Source organism: Acidipila sp. EB88 (genome assembly GCF_003858395.1).
In the GTDB taxonomy this organism is placed as follows: domain Bacteria; phylum Acidobacteriota; class Terriglobia; order Terriglobales; family Acidobacteriaceae; genus EB88.
The window spans coordinates 1,505,191-1,526,012 of record NZ_QWEV01000005.1 but is presented as its reverse complement, the minus strand read 5'-3'; the positions used below and the strand labels follow the sequence as shown (position 1 = coordinate 1,526,012).

The window sequence follows — 20,822 nt, the reverse complement described above, 5'->3', positions numbered from 1 at the left end:
GCCGGCCTGACGCGCCCTGCCAAGGCTGAAGCTTACCGAATGGGCGCGGCAGCCATGAAGGCGGCAACGTGGTCGTTCAGGAACTTCTCGTCCGCCGGGCTTGCGCCCGCGCCCGCCGGGTGGCCCCAGAGCGAAGGAATCGGCAACAGTGTGCAGTGCGGAATGAACTGCGCTTCGTAACGAGCGTCTTCCACGGGGAAGTACAGATCAGTTGCGGACGGCATGTACAAGACCTGCGCCTTGATTGAACCGAGCGCAGCGTCCACGTTGCCGTTGAATCGGCCCGTGTGCCCGACGTCGTTGCTCTCCCAGGTACGCAGTTGCAGGATCAGGTTGTTGGCGTCGGCACCAGGGATGAAGTGGGTGCGGTAATGCTCGATGACCTGGCGCACGTCAGTATATTTCGGATCCTCCTGCCGCCACAGCTCCTCGCGCCACCACTGCTGCGAAAAGAGCCAGCCGGTCCACATCAGCGAGAAAGCTTCGATCCCCTGGGCGGGTTCGGCCTTATAGTCACCGCCGGCGAAGGATGGGTCCGTGGTGATCGCGGTGATCTGCCCCTCGTTGCGAACGATGCCATGTCCGTAGGTCTTGGCCGTGCCGGAAGTCGCGATGATGCGATCCATGTAGTCCGGGTAGCTGACGGCCCATTGGAACGCCTGCTGCGCGCCCATGGAGAAGCCGATTACTGCCTGGAGGTGCTTCACGTGCAGCTGTTCCGCCAGCACCTGGTGCACTGCCTCCACGTTGTCCCGGATCGTCATGACCGGAAAGCGCGGGCCGTGAAAGGGCTCCGGCGTATTCGAGGGTGAGGACGAGCGGCCATTGCCGAACAGCTCGCTGGTGACCAGGAACAGTTTGGTCGGATCGAGCGCCTTGCCCGGGCCGATGAGCCATCCGTAGCCGTGCATCTCGGCCATGTAGTGCGACGGCAGCAGCACCACGTTGTCGCCGGCAGCGTCCAGGTGTCCATAGGTGCCGTACACAATGTGCGCTTCGGGCAACACCGCCCCGCTTTCGGTATGGAAGTTGCGGATCACGTACTCGTGCTGCTCCGGCTGGGGCTCTGTGGCCGCCTGCTGGGCCATTGCCTTCTCAGGCATACCGGTGACACCGCAGCCCACGACGCAGCCCAGCATGAGTGCCGCCGGACGAAAACACTTCAAACGGAATGGAAGCAACATCAGCGTGCGCCCTCCTGGGCGGCATTTGAAGCGAGTGGAGGAAAGAGCGGCGGCGGCTCACGGTGATGTGTCGCCTGCTCGTAGCTGTAGGCCAGGCGGATCAGTGGTCCTTCACTGAACGCGCGTCCGAAGAAAGTGAGGCCGGCAGGCAGCATGCCGTGGGTGAACCCCATGGGAACCGTGATGGCGGGAAAGCCGGTCTGCGGCGACAACACCTGGCTGTTGTCTCCCGCAGGGCTGGTTATGTCGCCCACCTTGCGGGGAGCATTGCTCCAGGTGGGGTACACGATGGCATCTAGATGGGCGCGATCCATCGCAGCAAGCACCGCGGCGCGAAACGCGATCTTGGGCGGATCGTGGTACACGTCGGGGCACGGCGCTCGGCGGTCATCGGGTGCCGGCTTGGGGTTAACGGCGTCATGCATCTGCTCGGCGATGTAAGGCAGGTACAAGCCGGAATCCACAATGGCCTGCAGGTCGCGATAGGGCGCGCCCGGATGTCTGGCGAGGTAGTTGTTGAGGTCGGAGGCGAAGTCACCACACCACAGGTCTTTCGTGAGGCTTGCGTATTCGGGAATCGTGAAGGGGTCGACCAGCACGGCTCCCTGCGCCTGGAGTTCGGCGAGCGCGCTCTCCGTCACTGCCTTGACCTCGGGGTCGGTCGTGGGGGTGTCGAAATACTGCCGAAAGACGCCGATGCGAGCCCCGCGCAGTGCGTGCGCTTCAAGAAACTGTTTGTAGTCGAGTGCAGGGCGTTCCCTTGCGAGTTCCGTGACGGGGTAAGACGGGTCCGCGCCGGCCACTGAGGTGAGTAGAGTCGCGGCATCGGCGACACTGCGTGCCATGGGACCGCCGACGTCATTGTTCGCGAACAGCGGAATGATGCCTGCGCGGCTGGTGAGCCCGATGGTAGGACGGATGCCGACCAGGTCGTTATGCGAGGACGGACCGCGAATGGAGTTGCCGGTATCGGTGCCGAGACCCACCTCGGCCAGGCTTGCCGCCACTGCCGCAGCGGTACCACCGCTGGAGCCGGCGGGTACGCGCGCCAGGTCATAAGGGTTGCGCGTAATGCCTGCGATGGAACTGGCCGTCACATAAGGGCTGAACGCCCACTCGGCCATGTTGGATTTGCCCAGGATGAGAGCGCCGGCTGCCCGCAGCTTCGCGACCATGGTGGCGTCTGTGGCCGGCTGAAAGCCCCGCATCGCAAGCGAACCACCCGTGGTCTGCAGCCCGCGGGTGTCGTAGTTGTCCTTGATGATGACGGCGACGCCCGAGAGCGGCAGCAGCCGGTGCGAGTGGGCAAGGTCGCGGTCGCACCGAGCTGCGTCGGCGAATACCTCGGGGTTGCGGGTGACGATGCTGTTGAGCGGACCCACCGGCTCATCATCCGGATGGCTTGCCCTGGTTCGGCTTGCCTGCGTCCCAGGCACCTGCTGGTCATAGGCATCGATTCGCGCGAAGTAAGCCGCCACAATCGCGCGGCAGCTTGTGCGGCCAGCAAGCAGAGCAGCCTGCGTGGCTGCGATGGTTGTCTCCGTCACGTCAAAGTGAGCCGGCTGGGGGTGTTCTGCGGCGGAGTGCTGGCGTGTGCAGGCAGCGTAGCAAACAGCATAAGCAGCAGGAGCAGCGAAGTCGGCAGGGTCAGCAGTCGCATGGCGGTGTGTTTGATTGATAGCACGGCCTGCAGCGGATGGCTGCAGCGGCGCTGTCAGCGGATTTCGCAGGGGACACAACGGGCTCATCGGGCGCGCGTTACCGCCCGAGCAAGATTTGGCTTCAGCCCTGAACGCTTTGACCCCTTGCGCCGATAGATGAAACACCTGGGACGGTAGCAGCCAGCTTGTTCTCCATTGGAAGGGCACGACACATACATGTTTTCCATTATCGGCATCCTGCTTGTCTTCGGCGCGGTTATCGGCGGCTTCCTTATGGAGAAGGGGAACCTTGCCGTCCTGGTCCAGCCGGCCGAGCTTGTTACGATCGGCGGCGCGGCGCTGGGCACCATGCTGGCCGCTAATCCCACGCACATTTTGAAAGGCATCGCCGGGGGACTGGTGGGCGTCGTCGGCGGTTCCAAGTTTCCGCAGCAACGCTACCTGGACACCCTGAAAATGATGTTTGATCTCTTCACCAAGGCGCGCAAGGACGGCATGGTCTCAATCGAGGGCGACATCGAAGAGGCCGACAAGAGTGAACTGTTCAAGAAATATCCTGTCTTCCTTAAGGATCATCATGCGCGGGCGTTTGTTTGCGACACCCTGCGCATGGCTCTCACTGGCGGTGTCAGTACGTTTGACGTGGACCAGGTGATGCAGCATCTCGATGACATCGGATCGATCGGGCGCGGCATCGCCATCGCGTTTGTGGCTACCCTGTACGGCGTGGGCCTGGCGAACCTGGTGCTGCTTCCACTGGCAGGCAAGCTGCGGGCGCATGCGCGCGAGATGCACCTCCTGCGTGAAAGAACACTGGAGGGCGTGGCCTCGATGGTGGAAGGTGCCAGTCCACGCGCACTTCGGGAGAAGCTGGGAGTGGCCACGGCGGAGCGCGCCCCGTCGCCCATCGCGCAGGTCAAGGCAGCGCGATGAGCACGCTGCCCGCCGCCACTGCGCGCGAAGGGCGCAGACGTCGCACGCGGTACCAGGTGTTGATCTCGCATGAGCGCTGGCTGGTGTCATATGCCGACTTCATGACATTGCTGTTCGCCCTGTTCGTGGTGCTGTTCGCCGCCACGCGGCACAGCGCCGAGGGGCTTGGCCGGCTGTCGGGTGCCATCCACTCCGGGTTTGGAGGCAGGGAAGGAAGCCCGGTGCGCGGCACTGCCCAGGGCAGCACGCATGCGGCTGTGCCCGCACCTGCACTCAGGCTGAACACTGCGGTGAGCGCACCGCCCGCGCCGACCGGGCAGCTCTCCGACAGCGACCTGGATGTGCTGTCTTCAGAGCTTGGCACGGTGCTGGGCGCCTCGATCCAGAAGCACGAAGTGGACTTGGCGCGCACGCCGGAAGGGCTCGTGATTTCCTTCGAGGAGCTCGGTTTTTTTCACTCCGCTGAGGCAAACATGATGGCGGACCAGGCGCACCTGGTGGTGCAGGCGGGCGCGATCCTGCGAACGCATGACCTCACACTGCGCGTGGAAGGCCACTCGGACGATCAGCCGATACACAATGCGTTTTTTGCTTCGAACTGGGAGCTTTCTGCAGCGCGTGCCATGACCGTGCTGCTGCTGCTGGTGGACCAGGCGCACTACGACCCGACGCGTTTGTCCATGGCGGGCTACGGCCCCTACCGGCCGCTGGCCGCAAATGACAGTGCTGAGGGCAGGCAGCGCAACCGCCGTGTCGACCTGGTGGTGGTGCGCGCACAGCAGCCAGGCGCCGCTTCGATGGCACATGCTTCTGAGCAGGCAGGACCGATCCCGCGGTGAACGCACCGTGAATGCGTGGTGAATGCATGGTCTGGCGGCGGCGGTGTCTGCATCTGATGGTGTATGGCCGAGCCCGCCCAGCAACCCGTTCCGCACCCGCTGCCAGTTCCCATGCGCTGGATGGACAGCGAAGCAGCCCGCACCAAGTTTTTTGCAGACCTGAGTACCGCGACGGCACCCACCCTGCTCTGTGACTATGACGGGACGCTTGCCCCGTTTCAGCAGGACAAGATGCAGGCGTATGCCTATCCGGGCGTGCCGGAGCGACTGCTCGCCATTGCGGAAGGACCGACGCGGCTTTGCTTTGTTTCGGGCCGGCCAGCCCGCGAACTGATCCTGCTGTTGCCGCTCGCCGCGGACGCGGAGATCTGGGGCATGCATGGCCGCGAGCACCGCGTGCCGAATGGCACGGACGAGGGCGACTACTCGCTGATGGAGCCATCGCAGGAACAGCGGGCGGCGCTGGATCAGGCGCAGGCGACGCTGAAAGCCGAGGGGCTTGCCGCACTGGTCGAGCGAAAGGCGGCAAGCCTTGCCCTGCACTGGCGATCCTTAGAATCCACCGGGATCGACCGTGCCCGGGCACAGGCTGACGCTGCGTTCAAGCCCCATGCGGGGCATCACTGCCTGGCGGTTCTGCCGTTTGATGGTGGCCTGGAGTTGCGTGCAGAAGACCAGACCAAGGGGCATGCGGCGGCAGCGCTGCTGGCAGGATCCAATGCCCGGCATGCTGCTTTCCTGGGAGACGACACGACGGACGAGGATGCGTTCCAGGTGATGCGTGCACGCGGGGGCTGGGGCTGCTGGTGCGCGAACCGCCCCGGGGTTCGCATGCTTCCTTCTCGCTTCGACCGCCCGAAGAATTGCTCGGCTTTCTGGACGGCTGGCTCGAGGCCCTATCGGTAACTGGCGGCAAGAACCGGTAACTCATACACTAGAAAGCAGCCCCTTACCTCATGAAGCGAGACCTCATCATCCTGTCGAACCGTCTTCCTCTTTCCTTTGAAAAGGGAGAGAAGGGTCTCCATGCCAAGCAGAGCAGCGGAGGGCTGGTCACTGCGCTCGAGCCATTGCTGCAGGAACATGGAGGCATTTGGGTCGGTTCTGCGGGCACGGAGCAGGACCCCGAACACCAGAAGCAGATGCGCGAAGAGTTGAGCGTGCTGGCTCGTCAGCACCACTACCGGTATGAGCCAATCACGCTCACGCTGGAAGAGCAGGCGAAGTTCTACGAGGGTTTCTCGAACGAGATCATCTGGCCGCTGTTTCACGACCTCCAGTCACGCTGCAATTTCGACCCGTCGTACTGGGAGTTCTACCTGCAGGTGAATGCGAAGTTCGCCGAGTGTGTCAACAAGATCTCCAAGCGCAATTCATTGATCTGGATCAACGATTACCAGCTGATGCAGGTGGCGCCTCTTCTTCGTAAGAAGCTGCCCAAGGCCACGCTGGTGTTCTTTCTTCACATTCCGTTTCCGCCGCCCGATATTTACGAGAAGCTTCCGTGGGGCAGGCAGGTGCTGGAGTCGCTGCTGTCGCACACACTGATCGGTCTGCAGACGGCGCGCGATGTGAGGAATTTCATCGCGTGTCTCAGCGCTTTCCTGCCCAAGATAAGCGTCACCCGCGCGGCCGGCGGCCACCGGATGGTGCAGTTCGATGGCAGGCGCACGGTGGTCGGGGCGTTTCCCATCTCGATTGATTTCGAGGATTTCGAGCGCGGCTCAGATTCGGACGATGTGCGCCGGCGGGCTTCGACGCTGCGCGCGCAGCAGCGCAACGACATGGTCACGATCCTGGGCATCGACCGGCTCGACTACACCAAGGGCATTCCCGAGCGGCTCAAGGCCTTCGCGCTGTTTCTGCGGCAGCACCCGGAGCTGCACCGCAAGACCTCGCTGATCCAGATCGTGGTGCCTTCGCGGGAGTCCATCCCGGGCTACCAGGTTTTGAAGGCGGAGATCGAGCGACTGGTGACGCAGGTGAACGGGGAGTTCGCGGAACCTGGCTGGGTGCCGATCAACTACATCCATCGCGCGCTGCCACGCACAGAGCTGCTGGCCCTGTACCGCACTTCGCGCGTGGCCTTCATTACCCCACTGAAAGACGGGATGAACCTGGTCGCCAAGGAGTACATCGCGTGCCGGCACGAGAATGACGGCGTGCTGATCCTGAGCGAGTTTGCGGGTGCGGCGACCGAGTTGAAGGTGGGGTCGCTGCTGGTGAACCCGTATGACCAGAGCGCCGTGGCCAATGCGCTGGCGGAGGCCGTCACCATGGACGAGGCTGAACAGCGCCGCCGCATGACGCGGCTCCGCAACCAGGTGCGCAAGGCCAACCTCGCCACGTGGCTTGAGACTTTCATGGCGCAGGCCGAACCACCCCACGAGGATGCAGCCACTGCTTAGCGCGGCCTCAACTGAAATGCCGGCAGAGGTGAAAGCCCCCGACCGGCATTTGCCTATATCGCGGACAGTTACATCTTTCACTGGGAACTGGCTTCGTTCCGCAGCGACTGGTTCTTCACCCTGGCGGTTGCGCTCTGCCTCGTGGTGGGTATCGCCATCGGGCATCCCGCCGGCGGCATGATCGCGGCCGGCGGCGCCATGACAGCGGGATTCGGCGCCAAGCAGAGCATCGATAACTCGCCGCTGCTGCCCATCATCTTCGTCTCGTTCGGCATGGCCTTCTGCACCTTCATTGGGGTGGTGGCCGGCCATAACAGCTGGGTGCTGACGGTGCTGGCGACGCTGTTCGGGTTTGGCTATGGCATGATGTCGCGCCGTGCGGCCGGCTATAGCTGGGTGGGGCAGCAGTGCGTCGTCACGCTGCTGGTCGCCTCGGCGTTTCCGTCGTCGCCGGAGCAGGCTGCGCAGCGCTCGGCACTGATCTTTGCGGGCGGCATCATCCAGTTGCTGTTTTCGGCGTTTCTGTTCAAGGCATTCGGTGAGCTTGGCGGCCACGTGCGAGCACTGGCCAGCTACGTGCGCTCAGAAGAACTCGCTCTACGCCGTACCTACCTCACCGCAGTCCTTTCGCTGCGGCACCGCCAGATGCGGAATTCAGCGCTGCCTTATGCCTGCCGGCTGGCGGCGGTGCTGGCGATCTCGACCGAGATCTACCACCAGTTGCATTTTGAAAGCGGCTACTGGATCCCGATGACGGCGCTGCTGGTGTTGCGGCCGGGCATCGCGGACACGGCCAGCCGCGCGATTGCCCGCACCGTGGGCACGCTGGCGGGTGGCGTGCTTTCCAGCGTTTTCCTGGTGTATGTGCATCCGTCGCCGTATGGACTGGCGGTGCTGGTGGTGTTGTTCACCTGGTTGTCATACGGCGTGAACAACGTGAACTACGGGCTGTTCTCGCTGTTTCTCACCTCGTACATCGTGTTTTTGCTGTCGCTGAACCACATTCCCGGGGCGGAGATCGCGCATCGCCGGTTTGTCTGCACCATGGTGGGCGGCGCAATCGCGCTTTCTGTGCGGCTGTTCGTGATCCGGCTGCGCAACAAGCAGGATCAGGAGTCCATTCAGGTCCTGCTGCAGAAGGGTTCCGTGGCGACCACGGAACCCGCGCGCTAGCCCGAGCCGAGCGTCGAGGGCTGGCGAGAGTGTTCGTGCAATCCGCGGGTGCGATCTCGGATGTGCCTGCATCCAATGTGCTGATTGAAGTTCCACGCAGAGGAGCGCATTATTCATGGCTGACACAGCCCCCCAGAATCCCGAAACACTGTTGATTGCCCACGTCACCGCCCACCTGATCGACGGTGGAAGTTTTGAGCTGTATCCTTTTGTGGATCCCAAGGACGTGAAGAGCAAGGTGTCCGAGCTGGCGGAGGGCTGGGCCGGATCCGGCTTTCTGTTGCGCGGTTCGCGGCTGGTGCCGTGGCACCAGGTGAAGCTGCTGGAGACGACCTCGGTGGAGGAGATTACGCGGCAGGAGGCGCAGCAGCGCTTGATGACGTGGCAGGCCGAGGACCAGTTGCGCGCGGTGCAGAACTTCTGGAAGACCAAGGAAGAGACCAAGGAAGACGGCGACAAGAACGAGAAGGGCGAAGGCAAGGGCGAAAAAGGCGGGGAGTAGTCGCTTGGCGACTCGCAAGGAGTTCGCGGTATTGCGGTGGGTCGCTAGGGCGGTGGATTTGGGGTGGAGACACCGCGGATCCTTCGCGTCGCTCAGGATGACGCGTGTTTCACTTCAGGTGACACGGTTGTTTGCCCGGAGTGAGACTTTCAATTTGGCGGATTTCTGCGCGCTTCGAAGCTGAAGGCCGCCGCTCCATGCCGTTTAGGTTGAGGGTTCGTTCCCAGCGGCCACGGCAACAGGAAAGGGGAAGGCCATAGGCCTTCCCCTTTCCTGTTAGATCGCTCAAGCCTGTCGACGAAGGCTAGAGTTCAATGTTGACGAGGCCCTCGGAGACGCCGGGGTGGTTGCTGCGGGTCTGGGGCGAGCGCCAGTGGTCGATGTACGAGATCTGGTGCACGCAGGACACAGTGCAGTGCGGCGCGCAGCCCTTTTCGGTGATGTACTCGCGCTTAATATCGGCCTTGGTGTACTCGGCGACGGGGATGCCGGGGAAGCCGCGCTTCTGCGAACAGTAATGAACCAGGCCGTCTTCGCACACGTAGAGGTAGCGGGCGCCGGCGCGGCAGCGCCAGTCGTTGGGTTCGGCGTTGGCGATGGCTTCCTGAAACTTGTTGAACTTGGAGTAGTTGGTCTTCTTCCAGCCGCGCATCTCGGCCCACACGCGCCGCTCTTCGCCGCCGAGCGGCTTGAGCTGTCCGTCGCCATCGTGGATGATGCCGATGGTGGAGGTAAAGCCTAGCTCGATGGCGCGGCGGCCGATGGTGATGGCGTCCTGCGGATTGGAGATACCGCCGCCCACGACCGAGTTGATGTTGACGTGGAAGTCCGCATATTCGCGCAGCATCTCGAGCTTGCGGTCCAGCACCTTGAGGCTCTTTTTAGAAGTCTCGTCGGGCATGATGTTGTCGATCGAGATCTGCATGTGGTCGAGCCCGGCGCGGTTGAGGCGCTCGATCCGGTCGGGCATCAGCAGGTAGCCGTTGGTGATCATGCCGGCGATCCGGCCATGGTGGCGGATGCGGGCGATTACCTCATCGAGCTCAGGATGGGTGAGCGGCTCGCCGCCCGAGATGGTGATGATGGAGGTGCCGAGGCGCGCGAGCTCGTCGATGCGACGCAGCATTTCGGGCAGAGGCGTCGGCTCGGAAACCTTGTCGTACTCGTTGCAGTAGGTGCAGGAGAGATTGCAGAAGCGGGCCGGCACGATCTGCGCCATGACGGGGTGGTTCTTGGAGAGCAGGGCGTGACCAACGGTGGCGAGCTCCCGGATGCGGCGGGTCGCTGCTTTCCAGCGGCGACGCACGGGATACTTCGGCGCGGGCACGCGGCCGGTCTTGAACACAGGCACCGACGCGGCAGTGGCGGAGCTTGCGACCGAGGGCGCCGTATCAGTACGTACCGGCGCTGGTGCGCTTTGAAATTGCTGAGACATCCCTTGTATTTGAACACATGGGCCGTGCTGTCTGGGCCGTCGGGCTTGCCGGGGCATGGCGGCTCGCGCTGTGGCAGAGAGCCGCGCCCAGGAGGGGAACACGCGGGCGGCAGCGAAGTGCCCGGGCGGCTAGAACTTCTTGCGCTTCTCGGGCAGGAGAGTCAGGATGAACTCCCGGTGGTCGCGCAGCACTGCCAGCGGAATGGCGTCACCCTTGCCAATACGAATGGCATGCGCCAGGGCGCTGCGGCTGTTGACCGGGCGGTTGCTGGCGCGCACGATCACGTCGCCCGCGGCCAGGCCTGCGTTGGCTGCCGGGGAGCCGGCGTTGACCACGGTGACAAGCAATCCGCCGCGGGTATGCACGCCGAAGAATTCGGCCAGTTGGGGGTCAACGGGTCGACTTCGAGGCCGGTGTAGGTCGAGCCGGGAATCAGGGCGTCGAACAGCGTCGAGGTGATGCCACGCGTGGGCGCGGGGGACATCAGCGACATGGGAGGCGAAGGGTTCGTCGCGTCGGACGAGAGGGGGGTATCTGCCAGGAGAGTGGAGCCGGGCGGGGTGTGCAGGTGGCGGGTGAGCGCGGACTGCGCGACCTTGTCCTGGTCGCCGAGTAGGACGGAGTAGGTCATCTCGTCGTCGCGGCGCCGCACCCGCAGCGTGATGGTGTCTCCAGGCTGGAAGTCGCGCAGGCGGTGACGCAAGGCTTCGACCCCGTCGACCCCCTGGCCGTTGAGCTCGAGGATGACGTCTTCGGGACGGAGGCCGGCAGCCCACGCGGGCGCATCCCGGTCGACCGTGATGATCATGGCGCCCATGGCGCCGCGCCGATGCAGGCGCGTCGCCTCGGCCGCATCGAGGTCGCGGAGACTCACACCGAGGTAGCCGGGACGCCGCAGTACATGGAAGGGAAGCGCGGAGTGACTGCTCTCCTGTGCTGCCGCGGCGCTGGCTCCGCCATGCACCACCCTCGCCTGCGTGGCCGGGCAATGCAGGGCCAGCACGGCGACTACGGCGACCAGCGAGAGAGTCATCCAGGCCGCGCAGCCTGGGATGTGAGGGTCTCGGCAGTCTGCGACCGGTGTGCTGCCGCCGCGGCGCGGCCGCAGCACAGGGACCGTGGGAGAATCGAGCAAGCATCTGCGCGGTTCGAACGGCTCGAGCGAAAGCTCTGATTGGAAAGCTGACTGCAGTGGTCTTGCTCCCTGCCGCAAACATGGTGCATGTTGCCGAAGTCCCGTGCCCCGGTTCTGGGGGCAGCTTCATGGAGACTCTCACACACCCGACCATGCCTGCTACGGGTTGGACGTTGCATGGCGGGCAAATGTAGGCGGAAAGTCCCGGTATGCGGGGAACGGCCTGGTGCTTTTACTGGATCTGCGGAACGTTTTTCAGCGCGTTGAGGGAAGCGGAGCGGATGGACGGATCTCCGTCCTGGTTGGCGACCGTGTGGAGCACCTGGCGGACACTGGAATCCACGTCCACCGGCTGCAGCAGGCGCACTGCTTCAATCCGCACGGTGGCGCTGGGGTCGCTCATCAGCGCGGCCAGCACCGCATCGCGTACTTCCATGTCCTGCGTGATAAATGGCTGGAGGCCGGCCAGCGCCTCGCGCCGCACCTCGGGGTACGGTCGGTTGCCAGCACGTTGAGCAGGGCGTTGCGCACGGGCACAGTGCCGCATAGGGTGACGCCGGCGCAGTTGCCCGAGAGCAGGTTGACGGAGGCGTTGCGGACCTGGGGATCGGTGCCGTTTTCCGTTGCTGCCATGAGCAGCTCGCGAATGGAAGGATCGTCGGCCGGGGCGGTCAGCACGTCGGGCACGAGTCGGTCGTAGCGGATCTCGACCATGCCGGTCTCGGGATCGCGAGCCACAGCGCTCACATCGGCGACCACGGACGGCACCTCCGGGGTGGGCGGAGCAAGGAGGTACCTCACCTCTTCGGCGGTATGCGCGGACTGGCCAGCCTTGTATCCGCCGTAAGCGCCGGCGATGACCCCTGCCAGCAGGATGGCCGAGGACAGGGCAGGCGCGGCGCGCAGGCGTCCGGCGGTGAAGGAGACCTGTTGAGACAGGCGCGCCCAGAAACCCGAGCACTCGCACGAATCAAGCGAAGCGTCGAGCCGCATGCGGGACCGGGCCAGCAGGGTGGCGGAGGGTTCGGGGCCGGCTTCATGGGCGAGGGCGCGGAAAAAGGCAGTGGTCGCCGCGAGCTCGGCCTGGCAGGAGCGGCAGGTCGCCAGGTGCGCGGCGAGCGCCTCGCCCTCGGGCCGGGCCAGTGCGCCCAGGTCGTAGCTGGCGGCGGCCTCGCCTGGGTGGGGCATGCTGCCCGGGGCTGGCTCTGCGAGGGTGGGATCGACCAGGAGCGCACAGAACAGCGCGTCATCGGAGAGTTGTTTGTTGAGCTGTGTCAACTCCGAGAGCTCAGATCCGGAAAGCCCGGCTTCAGGAAACCCGGCGGAAAGCCGGGTTTCACGAAACGGTTCGTGGTGCGCGTCGCCGTACGGCTCCGGATGTGCGGACTCGGCCGAACGCGGGGAACCGGCCCAGGCCGTGGCCGTCTCGGATGCCGGCTGCGGATCGCTGCCGGTCATGGCGGCAAGCGCAATCAGGCGCTGCGCCATCTCGCATGTCATCCCTGCGGACTGTTGTTGCTGCTTCACGCGCTCTCCAGAAAGTACTGCCGGTAGAAGTGCGCCGCTGTTGTGGCACAGCTGACGCCTTGTGCGGGCTCCGCGCCCGAGGTTTTAACCGTGCATTTCAGCAAGCTGCAGGCGAAGCTTGCGGGTGGCGCGAAACAGGGTGTTTTTCGCGGTCTCCTCGGTGGTCTGCAGCATTTCGCCAATGGCGCGGAGCTTCAGCCCCTGGTAGTGCTTGAGTTCGAAAACCATGCGCTCGCGCGGGGTAAGGCGGCCCAGGGCTTCCTGGATCTTCTCGCCGAGCACCTTGCGATCGAGTTCGCGCGCGGGGTTGGCGCCGGAGCGGTCGTCGGAAACATTGCCGAGGAGGTCGAGCTCCTCGCCGCGACCATCCAGGACTACGGCCTGCTCCTCGCGGCGCGACTTGCGCCGGCGCAGGTGATCGAGGCAGAGGTTGGTGGCGATGCGATAGATCCAGGTGTAGAAGGAGCACTCGAAGCGGAAGTTGCCGAGGTACCGGTAGGCCTTGAGAAAAGCTTCCTGGTGAATGTCCTGCGCGTCCTGCTCCGAGCCGGTCAGGCGCAGGGCGAGCCGGAGAATGGCCTGGTCATACTGGCGGACCAGCGCGTCAAAGGCAGCGCGGGAGCCGGCCTGCGCTTCGCGGATCAGCATGATCTCGGCCGCGCGACTGGCTTCGTCCGCCAGGGTCTGTGCCGGGGCCGCCTTCGCAGAAGCGCGCGATGCGGGGAGTGCGATGGAGGGGAGCCTAAAGGCGTCTGCTGCGGACATCGGGCGACTTCTCCGGCCAGCGGTACTGCTGGCAAATGGTGAGACGCTTATGGGAACCCAAGGTGAGCGCAGAAGTTTTGCTTTTGGGTCGCGGGGGGTGGGGCGGCGCTACCTGCTTTCGAGCGAGCCCTCGGTCATAAAGCGCTCCATGGCCTGCATGGCGCAGCCCTGGCCGCACAGGTGGTACATGTCGGGGTTCTGGCTGTCAGCGCGCGACCACCGCATCAGCGTGAAGCGCTGCTCGCGCAGCAGATCGTCAATGCCGTCTGCTTCGAAGCAGGGTACGGAGCCCACGGCGGCCATCCACCAGTGGTTGGCTTCGCCCTTGGCCTTGCCGCAGATATCGCAGGTAAATGAAACGTCCCAGACCATACACGCCTTTCCTTCACCAGCAGGTCCTACGGTAGCGCCAACCGGAGCAAAACGCATTAAGATAAGCCAAATCCCGCCATTACCCCTCGCTGGAGGAGAATAGCCCTTGGCCACACACGATGAGCCTGTGCTGCACTGCCCCACCTGCTACTCGACCAAGTTCAACCTGTCGCGCCCCCGGCCGGAAGACCGGCTGCAAATGCTCGCCTTCCGGTATCCGGTGCGCTGCAAGAAGTGCAATGCGCGCACATTTGCAAGCCGTGCCTACGCAAAGTACCTGCGCAAGCTGGGCAAGACGTCTCCGCTGGAGTCCACGGAAGTCGAATAGTCTGCATTTTGCCTGAAGATGCGGCGCGAGTTCCACACTGCCGCAAACGATGCGGTGTGCGTGGTTACCCAGGTGATGGGAAAGATGCCGCGCAGGCTGGAGATGCCTGGAGATTTCGCGTGCGATGGAAGCCGGAGATGGAATGGGACGCTCCCGGGTGGGAGCATCGTAATTACAGGAAAGAAGCCGCACCATCAGATTGGTCGGGACGGGCAGATTTGAACTGCCGACCCCTCACACCCCAAGCGAGTGCTCTACCAGGCTGAGCCACGTCCCGACAGGGGCTTCTTCCAGCCCTGAGTGTACACCAGCCCGGCCCTCGGAAGCAGCCCTGGTAGAGCAGTGGCCGGTGGCGTTATTTCGTGGGTGGTACGTAATCCTGCGGCAGGGCCGAGCCTTCGCCGAAGAAGTATCCCTGCATCTGTTCCACCAGGAACTCCTGTGCCTGCGGGGTCCAGGGCTGCAGGCGGTATTCGTTGAGGATCATCTTCTGGTGCTCGACCCACTCGCCCCAGGCTTTTTTGGAGACGCTGTTGTAGATCTTGTGGCCGAAATCACTGTCGAACGGCGGCTCGTCGAGCCCTTCCATCTCCTGCTTGTAGCGCGCGCAAAAAACCATGTGTGCCATGGGTCCCATTGTAAGCGGGCGCGCAGGCGCGCAGCCGGTTTACAGCCGGATTCAACCAGGTTCCGCCAGCGGCATTGGTTAAGGGGCAGACCTGGCGCTCAGCGCGATGGGGCTGGCCACCACTCGGTGATCGGCACGAACTTGTAGTTCGCCGCCTGGCCGCGCTCGAGCAGGAAGCCCAGGGCGGAGACGGTGCGGGCCCGCTCGGCACGCAGGCCGTCCGGGCCGCCGTCGTGCAGCAGGATGGTCGAACCCTTGCCTGCCTTGCGGTTGGCGCGGATGTTGCGCTCCACCGACTTCATGATTTCCTTGGGCGGCCGGCCGGAGCGCCAGTCGAAACCCATGCTGTTCCACATCACGGTCTGCATGCCGAGCTCGCTGGCCACGCGCATCACCGCGGGGCGGCGGCTGCCGTAGGGCGGCCGGAAGTAGCGGATGGGGGCGCCCGTGATGTCCTCGAGCACGGCATTGCAGTCGCGCAGTTCGCGCTCGATCTGCTTCGCGCCCAGGTACACCAGCTTGCGATGCGTGAAGGTATGGTTGCCGATCACATGACCCGCCTCGGCCACCTGACGCACCAGCCAGGGCAGCTCCCGGGCGTACTGGCCCACCATGAAAAAGGTGGCACGGACCCCGGCCAGAGCAAGCTTTTCGAGCACTTCCTGCGTGTAGCGGTCGTTGGGGCCGTCGTCGAAGGTAAGCGCCAGCTCGCGGCCATTGGGACCGTCGACGAGCGTTTTGCCCATGATGTGCGAAGTGGACCACTGGGAGCGAGCCCAGCCTCCTGCCACGGCGGCGACCGCGATGCCCGCGCCGGCGAGTTCTGCTGCGACCGTCATGGCACCCAGTGTACCTGCGTTGAGCGCATGGAATGGAGCCCGAAAGATACCGGAAACAATTTTCCCGTTTTTGCAGAGTTTCGCTTAATATTCGCCTTAGCTGCCGAGCGCCTGGCAGCGCTGCTTCAAGTCCCGACCCGGAATGACCAGGAAAGCGAGCCTCATGCCGAAGCGTAGCGAAGTGAAAAATGCCGCCGATGTGTACCAGAAGCACCTGTTCTCGGTGGGCGGTGAGAAAGAGCTCGAGACAGCCATAGTCACCTGCGAGCCGCTCCAAAGGGTGGAGGCGGCGCAGTCGCCAGAGCAGGAGATTGGACCCGCGGTTGAGACCCTTGCCGACTTTGTGCCCGAACCGCTGGTTGAGCAGGTGTTCGTGGCCGAGCGCAAGCTGCCGGTGGCTGCGGATCGCAGGTGGGTGGTGCGGCGCGACGAGTGGCAGGCGGTGCGCGGGGGAGCGCAGGCACCACGGCGCATTGTGGTGGAAGGGCCGCTGCGCGTGGGCAAGTCGACGCTGGCCCGGCTGCTGTCCGAGCGCATGGGCGCTAGCCACGTATCGGAGCCGGAGAACAACCCGTTTCTGCCGCGCTTTTACCAGGGCGAGCCGGGCATGGCGTTCGCCACCCAGATGTGGTTTCTGCGGGAGCGTATTGCGCAGCTAAAAGCCGCGTCGCTGCTGGGCGGCCCGGTGGTGGCGGACTACATGCTGGAGAAGGACAAGCTGTTCGCGTACCTGAACCTGTCGGACGCGGAGCTTGCGATCTACAAGGACTTCTACGCCGCGCACGCGGTGCAGACCAGGCCCGACCTGGTGGTGTACCTGCAGGCCAGCCCGGCGGTGTTGCTGGAGCGGCGGCGGCGCAAGGGTGTGGCCGAGGAGCAGGGGCTCGACGAGGCCTACACGGCGCAGGTCTGCGAGGCGTATGAGCACTTCTTTTCGCGCTACACGGGGAGCCGTTTGCTGGTGGTGGATACCTCGGCGATCGACTTCGTGCACAGCGAGAGGGAGCGTGAGCTGCTGCTGGACCGGATCCTGGCGCCGGTGCATGGGCGCGAGCACTTTGCGCCGCTGGGGCATATCGCTTAACGACCGGGTTGGTCGCTTGTGAGCAGGTGCTTGAGCCGGACTCCCCCAAAGTTGCTCTGCCCGGAGTGATGCCCCTCGGCGCCGCACGCACATCGCGAAGCCCCTCATTTAGGCTTGGGGCAGGGCTGCATCCTGATTGCCTGGGAGCGGCACCTGGAGCGTTCTGCATGAGTCTTACTGTTCCGCGCGATAGGGCCCCCGGGCCGAATTTCGATCCACAACCTGTCCCGCAACAAGGTGCGCCGCTGGATGCGGCGGCCGGCGTTGCGCCGTCGCTTGCCAAGGTCACGTTTCCCCTGCTGGCAGGGAAGAAGCGAGCCGGCACCCCGATCACGGCATTGACTGCCTATGACTACCCTTCGGCTCGCCTGGTGGATGAGGCGGGCATCGACCTGCTGCTGGTGGGCGATTCTCTGGGTATGGCGGTGCTGGGCTATGACTCCACGCTGCCGGTGACGCTGGACGAGATGTTGCACCACACGCGCGCGGTGCGGCGTGCAGTGCGGCGCGCGCTGCTGGTGGCCGATATGCCGTTCGGCACGTACCACGCGGACGAGACTGAGGCGGTGCGCAATGCCACGCGGTTCGTCAAGGAAGCGGGCGCCGAGGCGGTCAAGATTGAAGGGGTACGCCCGGCGCTGGTGCGCCGGCTGGTGGACGCGGAGATCCCGGTGGTGGCGCACCTTGGACTGATGCCGCAGGGGTTGAACCGCATGGGCGGATACAAGGTGCAGGCGCGTACCGTGGATGCGGCCGAGGCGCTTCTTGCGGATGCGCTCGCCATGGAAGCGGCCGGCGTGGCGCTGCTGGTGCTGGAAGGGGTGCCGCGCGAGGTGGCGGCGCAGGTGCGCGAGCGGCTGCAGGTGCCGGTGATCGGCATCGGCGCGGGCCCGGGTTGCGACGGGCAGATCCTGGTGCTGCCCGACATCCTGACGCTGACGTTTGCGCCCGCGGCGAAGTTTGTGCGGCGCTATGCGGATGTGGGCGCGGTGATGCGCGGGGCGATCGAGCGGTACGCGGAGGACGTGCGCGCCGGCAGCTTTCCGTCGGACAGTGAGAGCTACCACCTGTCGGCGGCGGTGAGCGCCGGCTGGGATGAAGCCGTGAAGGAGCGGGAGCGGTGATGCGGATCTGCCGGACAATTGCCGAGGCGCGGGCAGCGCTGGGGGAGCTGCGGGCGCGGCATCGCGCGCTGGAGTACGGGCGCAGGCACCGGGAAGCGATGCTCGAGGACCGGCTGGCCGGTCCGCCGGAGATTGAGCCTGAAAAGGCGGCACAGGGTGCAGGGCGGGAGTCTGCGGAGAAGCCACGAGGTTCGGGAGCAGGGTTGACCGGCGAGCCGGTTTCCGGGCTGCAGCTTGAGGGAACGGCGAGCGTGGGTTTTGTGCCGACGATGGGCGCGCTGCACGCGGGGCACCTGTCGCTGGTGCGTGCGGCAAATGCGGCAAATGAAATCGTGGCCGCCTCGATCTTTGTGAACCCGCTGCAGTTTGGCCCTTCTGAAGACTTCGCCAGGTACCCGAGGACGTTTGCAGCGGATTGTGCACTGCTCGAGGAGGCCGGCGTGGACGTGCTGTTTGCCCCGGAGCCTGCGGAGATGTATCCCGGGGGCTTTGCGACCGCCATTGACGTGGGGCCGGTGGCGACGCGGCTGGATGGCGCGTCGCGGCCGGGGCACTTCACGGGAGTGTCCACGGTGGTGGCGAAGCTGTTCCTGATTGTGCAGCCGGAGCGAGCGTACTTCGGACAGAAGGACGCGGCGCAGGTAGCGGTGTTGCGGCAGATGGTGCGGGACCTGGCCCTGCCGGTGGAGCTGGTGGCGTGCGCGATCGTGCGCGATCACGATGGGCTGGCACTCTCTTCGCGCAACCAGTACCTGTCCGGGACGCAGAGGCGCGAGGCGCTGGTGCTGTCGCGGTCGCTGGAAGCAGCGCGCGGGGTGGTGCTCCAGGATGAGCATGGGGCTGAGGCCGTGCTGGCGTCGGCGCGGGCGGTGCTGGACGGCGAGCCGGGGTTCCGTCTCGACTACCTTGCGCTGGTGGATCCGGCGACTCTTGAGCCGGTGCGGCACGCGGCCGGGGCGCTGCTGGCGGTGGCCGGCTGGGTCGGGACAACACGGTTGATTGATAACGTGCTGTTTTAGCGCTGGAGGTTGGGCTTGCCTGGCGCTTTTGCGCGTCAACGGGGCTTGGTCCTGCGTTCGTGCAGATGGCTGCGGCCAGGAGTGCACGAGCGCACGCTTTCGATCTCTGACTTTTTCGATACCGTTGATACGAGAACATGTGTCGCGGCAAGGGCGCGAGCAACGTCAATGCTGGCTTGTGTGCGGCCCACGTCTCCAAGGCGAGGCCTGTCGGGCACCCGATGTTCATGCTGGGCGCGACGTATTTCTGCGTGCTTCTACGCTGTGCTCCTGCTGCCTGCACGCGGGCCGGAGACGTGGGGATTGCCGCGGTAGTGGAAGCGCAGGAGTCGGTCGACGGCTTTGCGGATGCCGATGCGGGGCGTGCTCGCGATGTCGGGAATGGTTTCCGCCTCCGCCTCCGGCGCCGGTTCGAGGAGCTGGAGCAGGCTGGCGGGGTCGAGCAGGTCGACGCCATTGAACAGGGTCCGGGTGATGGCGAGCGCCTGGCAGAGTCGGCCCGGGCCGCTCGCGAGCAGGCGGGACGGGGCTTCGGGAGCCAGGGCGCGGAGTCGGCGCATTGTGTCGAGGCCGCGCACCGGCTCGAGGGCGCGAATGAGCACGCAGCCGGCGTGGCCCGCAGGTTCGCAGCTGACGTTGAGGCAGGAGTGCATGCCGTAGATAAAGTAGACGTAGGCGTGGGCGGGCTCGTCCCAGAGCACGGCGTTGCGCGCGGTGCGGCCGGAGGCGGCGTGGGCGGCGGGGTCGTCGGAGCCGAAGTAAGCCTCGGTTTCGACGATGCGGCCGGCCAGCAGTTCGCCGGTGCCGGGGAGCCGGCGCACCACGAGCTTGCCGAGCATGGCCTGCGCAACATGGTCAGGTGGGTGCAGGAAGAGGCTGCGGGGGATGGGGCTGGTACCTGGGAGCTCGATGGCTAAATGGTGCAAGTTTTCGTACTGGAAGGGCAAGTCCGGGTTGTGCAGACATGAGGCAGGCAGGGCCTGATCGAGCGCGGCAGTAGCTGAGCCTGTGGTGATCGCTCCAAGGGTGCGCCCTGGTGGGCTTGTGCTTTCGATGGCAGGCGGGCTGGGGCGCTTCTTTGTCATTGCATGTACTTGCTGAGCAGGTTCATGGCCGGTGCAGGCGCGGGTCGCCCTGGTGGTATTGGGGCGCGGCCGTTTCAATTCGACCGGCTACCCCGCGCCTCTGGCGTTGTTGCGCTCTCCATGCGTGCTGGTCGGCAGCGCCGACACCGGGTCGCCACCAGTCGGCCTACTGCCGTCCGCTCAGGCCGTCTTGAGGGCGGCGAGTACTTCCTGAGCGTGGCCTTCGGGTTTGACCTTGGGAAAGATCTTCGCGAGGGTGCCGTCGGGGGCGATTACAAAGGTGGAGCGCTCGATGCCCATGACCTTTTTGCCGTACATGTTCTTTTCCTTGAGCACGCCGAAAAGGTTGCACACCTCGGCGCCGGTGTCGGCGAGCAGGGTGTAAGGCAGCTCGTACTTGGCGCGGAACTTAGCCTGCGCCCTGGGAGTGTCGCGGGAGATGCCGAGCACCACGGCGCCGGCATCGATGAGCTGCTGAAAGGTGTCGCGGAAGCCGCAGGCCTCGATGGTGCAGCCAGGGGTGTCGGCTTTGGGGTAGAAGAAGAGCACGACGGGCTTGCCGTGGAACTCGGCGAGGGTGCGGGTCTGGTCCTGGTCGTCCTGCAGCGTGAAATTAGGAACAGGGGCGTTGAGTTCGAGCAAGGGCAGTCTCCTTTGGCCGTTTAGGGGCGGGCGCAGGGGTCGGAACGCGCCTGGTTCTGCGTGTCGGACGGCTTGTTTTCGTCCAGCTTTACGTCTCGTTTCGCGTCTCGTTTGTTGATACGCGAACCATGGGTCGGC

The 20,822-nt window shown here is 64.8% G+C and carries 23 protein-coding genes and 1 tRNA gene; 10 read left to right on the top strand and 14 right to left on the bottom strand.

Annotation, left to right across the window (positions count from 1 at the left end):
* Positions 1-32: 32 nt before the first annotated feature.
* The gene (locus D1Y84_RS07150) at positions 33-1,184 is read right to left on the bottom strand and encodes an alpha/beta fold hydrolase (protein ID WP_233581224.1); all 1,152 of its coding nucleotides are present in this window, start codon (positions 1,182-1,184) and stop codon (positions 33-35) included.
* Entirely contained in the window at positions 1,184-2,731 is a 1,548-nt protein-coding gene (locus D1Y84_RS07145; RefSeq protein WP_233581220.1) for an amidase, read from the bottom strand. Before D1Y84_RS07145 ends, D1Y84_RS07150 begins: the two co-directional genes overlap by 1 nt.
* A 330-nt stretch (positions 2,732-3,061) precedes the next feature.
* Between D1Y84_RS07145 and D1Y84_RS07140 the strand changes: the two genes are divergently transcribed.
* From D1Y84_RS07140 to D1Y84_RS07115, 6 genes are all read left to right on the top strand, one after another.
* The gene (locus tag D1Y84_RS07140) at positions 3,062-3,778 is read left to right on the top strand and encodes a motility-associated protein (RefSeq protein ID WP_124847901.1); all 717 of its coding nucleotides are present in this window, start codon (positions 3,062-3,064) and stop codon (positions 3,776-3,778) included.
* Positions 3,775-4,617, top strand: a complete 843-nt coding sequence (locus tag D1Y84_RS07135) for a flagellar motor protein MotB (protein ID WP_124847900.1) — start codon at positions 3,775-3,777, stop codon at positions 4,615-4,617. Before D1Y84_RS07140 ends, D1Y84_RS07135 begins: the two co-directional genes overlap by 4 nt.
* A 63-nt stretch (positions 4,618-4,680) precedes the next feature.
* The gene (gene otsB / locus D1Y84_RS07130; RefSeq protein ID WP_124847899.1) at positions 4,681-5,523 is read left to right on the top strand and encodes a trehalose-phosphatase; all 843 of its coding nucleotides are present in this window, start codon (positions 4,681-4,683) and stop codon (positions 5,521-5,523) included.
* A 50-nt stretch (positions 5,524-5,573) separates the two neighbouring features.
* Positions 5,574-7,025, top strand: coding sequence for a trehalose-6-phosphate synthase (locus D1Y84_RS07125; protein WP_124847898.1), 1,452 nt, complete (start codon positions 5,574-5,576; stop codon positions 7,023-7,025).
* A gap of 144 nt (positions 7,026-7,169) precedes the next feature.
* Positions 7,170-8,198, top strand: a complete 1,029-nt coding sequence (locus D1Y84_RS07120) for an FUSC family protein (protein WP_124847897.1) — start codon at positions 7,170-7,172, stop codon at positions 8,196-8,198.
* A 115-nt stretch (positions 8,199-8,313) separates the two neighbouring features.
* Positions 8,314-8,700, top strand: coding sequence for a hypothetical protein (locus D1Y84_RS07115; RefSeq protein ID WP_124847896.1), 387 nt, complete (start codon positions 8,314-8,316; stop codon positions 8,698-8,700).
* A 304-nt stretch (positions 8,701-9,004) separates the two neighbouring features.
* Here D1Y84_RS07115 and D1Y84_RS07110 read toward each other — a convergent pair whose 3' ends face one another.
* The 7 genes from D1Y84_RS07110 to D1Y84_RS07085 all read right to left on the bottom strand — a co-directional run bounded on the left by D1Y84_RS07110 (position 9,005) and on the right by D1Y84_RS07085 (position 13,935).
* Entirely contained in the window at positions 9,005-10,135 is a 1,131-nt protein-coding gene (locus D1Y84_RS07110; protein WP_124847895.1) for a radical SAM protein, read from the bottom strand.
* Between the two features lie 129 nt (positions 10,136-10,264).
* Entirely contained in the window at positions 10,265-10,471 is a 207-nt protein-coding gene (locus tag D1Y84_RS07105; RefSeq protein WP_158615363.1) for a PDZ domain-containing protein, read from the bottom strand.
* Positions 10,417-11,169 carry a S1C family serine protease gene (locus tag D1Y84_RS07100; RefSeq protein ID WP_124847894.1) on the bottom strand — a complete coding sequence of 251 codons (753 nt, stop codon included), beginning with the start codon at positions 11,167-11,169 and terminating at the stop codon, positions 10,417-10,419. The genes D1Y84_RS07105 and D1Y84_RS07100 overlap by 55 nt, the downstream gene beginning before the upstream one ends.
* 334 nt (positions 11,170-11,503) lie before the next feature.
* Positions 11,504-11,755, bottom strand: coding sequence for a HEAT repeat domain-containing protein (locus D1Y84_RS07095; RefSeq protein WP_158615362.1), 252 nt, complete (start codon positions 11,753-11,755; stop codon positions 11,504-11,506).
* Positions 11,674-12,798: a hypothetical protein gene (locus D1Y84_RS17895; RefSeq protein ID WP_158615361.1), complete on the bottom strand. Its 1,125-nt coding sequence runs from the start codon at positions 12,796-12,798 to the stop codon at positions 11,674-11,676. The genes D1Y84_RS07095 and D1Y84_RS17895 overlap by 82 nt, the downstream gene beginning before the upstream one ends.
* An 84-nt stretch (positions 12,799-12,882) precedes the next feature.
* The gene (locus D1Y84_RS07090; protein ID WP_124847892.1) at positions 12,883-13,563 is read right to left on the bottom strand and encodes an RNA polymerase sigma factor; all 681 of its coding nucleotides are present in this window, start codon (positions 13,561-13,563) and stop codon (positions 12,883-12,885) included.
* A 108-nt stretch (positions 13,564-13,671) separates the two neighbouring features.
* Positions 13,672-13,935: a hypothetical protein gene (locus D1Y84_RS07085; RefSeq protein WP_124847891.1), complete on the bottom strand. Its 264-nt coding sequence runs from the start codon at positions 13,933-13,935 to the stop codon at positions 13,672-13,674.
* Between the two features lie 106 nt (positions 13,936-14,041).
* On the opposite strand from D1Y84_RS07085, the gene D1Y84_RS07080 reads away from it, so the two are divergent.
* A complete protein-coding gene (locus D1Y84_RS07080) occupies positions 14,042-14,263 on the top strand; it encodes a hypothetical protein (protein ID WP_124847890.1) in 222 nt (73 codons plus the stop codon).
* Positions 14,264-14,463: 200 nt separating this feature from the next.
* Here the strand turns inward: D1Y84_RS07080 and D1Y84_RS07075 are convergent.
* The 3 genes from D1Y84_RS07075 to D1Y84_RS07065 all read right to left on the bottom strand — a co-directional run bounded on the left by D1Y84_RS07075 (position 14,464) and on the right by D1Y84_RS07065 (position 15,730).
* A tRNA-Pro gene (locus D1Y84_RS07075) sits at positions 14,464-14,540 on the bottom strand.
* Positions 14,541-14,618: 78 nt separating this feature from the next.
* Entirely contained in the window at positions 14,619-14,891 is a 273-nt protein-coding gene (locus D1Y84_RS07070; protein ID WP_124847889.1) for an oxidative damage protection protein, read from the bottom strand.
* A 98-nt stretch (positions 14,892-14,989) separates the two neighbouring features.
* Positions 14,990-15,730: a polysaccharide deacetylase family protein gene (locus tag D1Y84_RS07065; RefSeq protein ID WP_124847888.1), complete on the bottom strand. Its 741-nt coding sequence runs from the start codon at positions 15,728-15,730 to the stop codon at positions 14,990-14,992.
* Positions 15,731-15,893: 163 nt separating this feature from the next.
* Between D1Y84_RS07065 and D1Y84_RS07060 the strand changes: the two genes are divergently transcribed.
* The 3 genes from D1Y84_RS07060 (at position 15,894) to panC (ending at position 18,957) form a co-directional block, all read left to right on the top strand.
* Complete coding sequence (locus D1Y84_RS07060; RefSeq protein ID WP_124847887.1) at positions 15,894-16,814, top strand: deoxynucleoside kinase; 921 nt, start codon at positions 15,894-15,896, stop codon at positions 16,812-16,814.
* A 167-nt stretch (positions 16,815-16,981) separates the two neighbouring features.
* Positions 16,982-17,938, top strand: a complete 957-nt coding sequence (gene panB / locus D1Y84_RS07055; RefSeq protein ID WP_124847886.1) for a 3-methyl-2-oxobutanoate hydroxymethyltransferase — start codon at positions 16,982-16,984, stop codon at positions 17,936-17,938.
* Positions 17,938-18,957, top strand: a complete 1,020-nt coding sequence (panC, locus tag D1Y84_RS07050; protein ID WP_233581219.1) for a pantoate--beta-alanine ligase — start codon at positions 17,938-17,940, stop codon at positions 18,955-18,957. Before panB ends, panC begins: the two co-directional genes overlap by 1 nt.
* A 257-nt stretch (positions 18,958-19,214) precedes the next feature.
* On the opposite strand, the gene D1Y84_RS07045 is transcribed toward panC, so the two are convergent.
* Together D1Y84_RS07045 and bcp are read right to left on the bottom strand one after the other, a co-directional pair.
* Positions 19,215-20,042, bottom strand: a complete 828-nt coding sequence (locus D1Y84_RS07045) for a DNA-3-methyladenine glycosylase (protein WP_124847885.1) — start codon at positions 20,040-20,042, stop codon at positions 19,215-19,217.
* A 180-nt stretch (positions 20,043-20,222) separates the two neighbouring features.
* Positions 20,223-20,684: a thioredoxin-dependent thiol peroxidase gene (gene bcp / locus D1Y84_RS07040; protein ID WP_124847884.1), complete on the bottom strand. Its 462-nt coding sequence runs from the start codon at positions 20,682-20,684 to the stop codon at positions 20,223-20,225.
* Positions 20,685-20,822 lie beyond the last annotated feature (138 nt).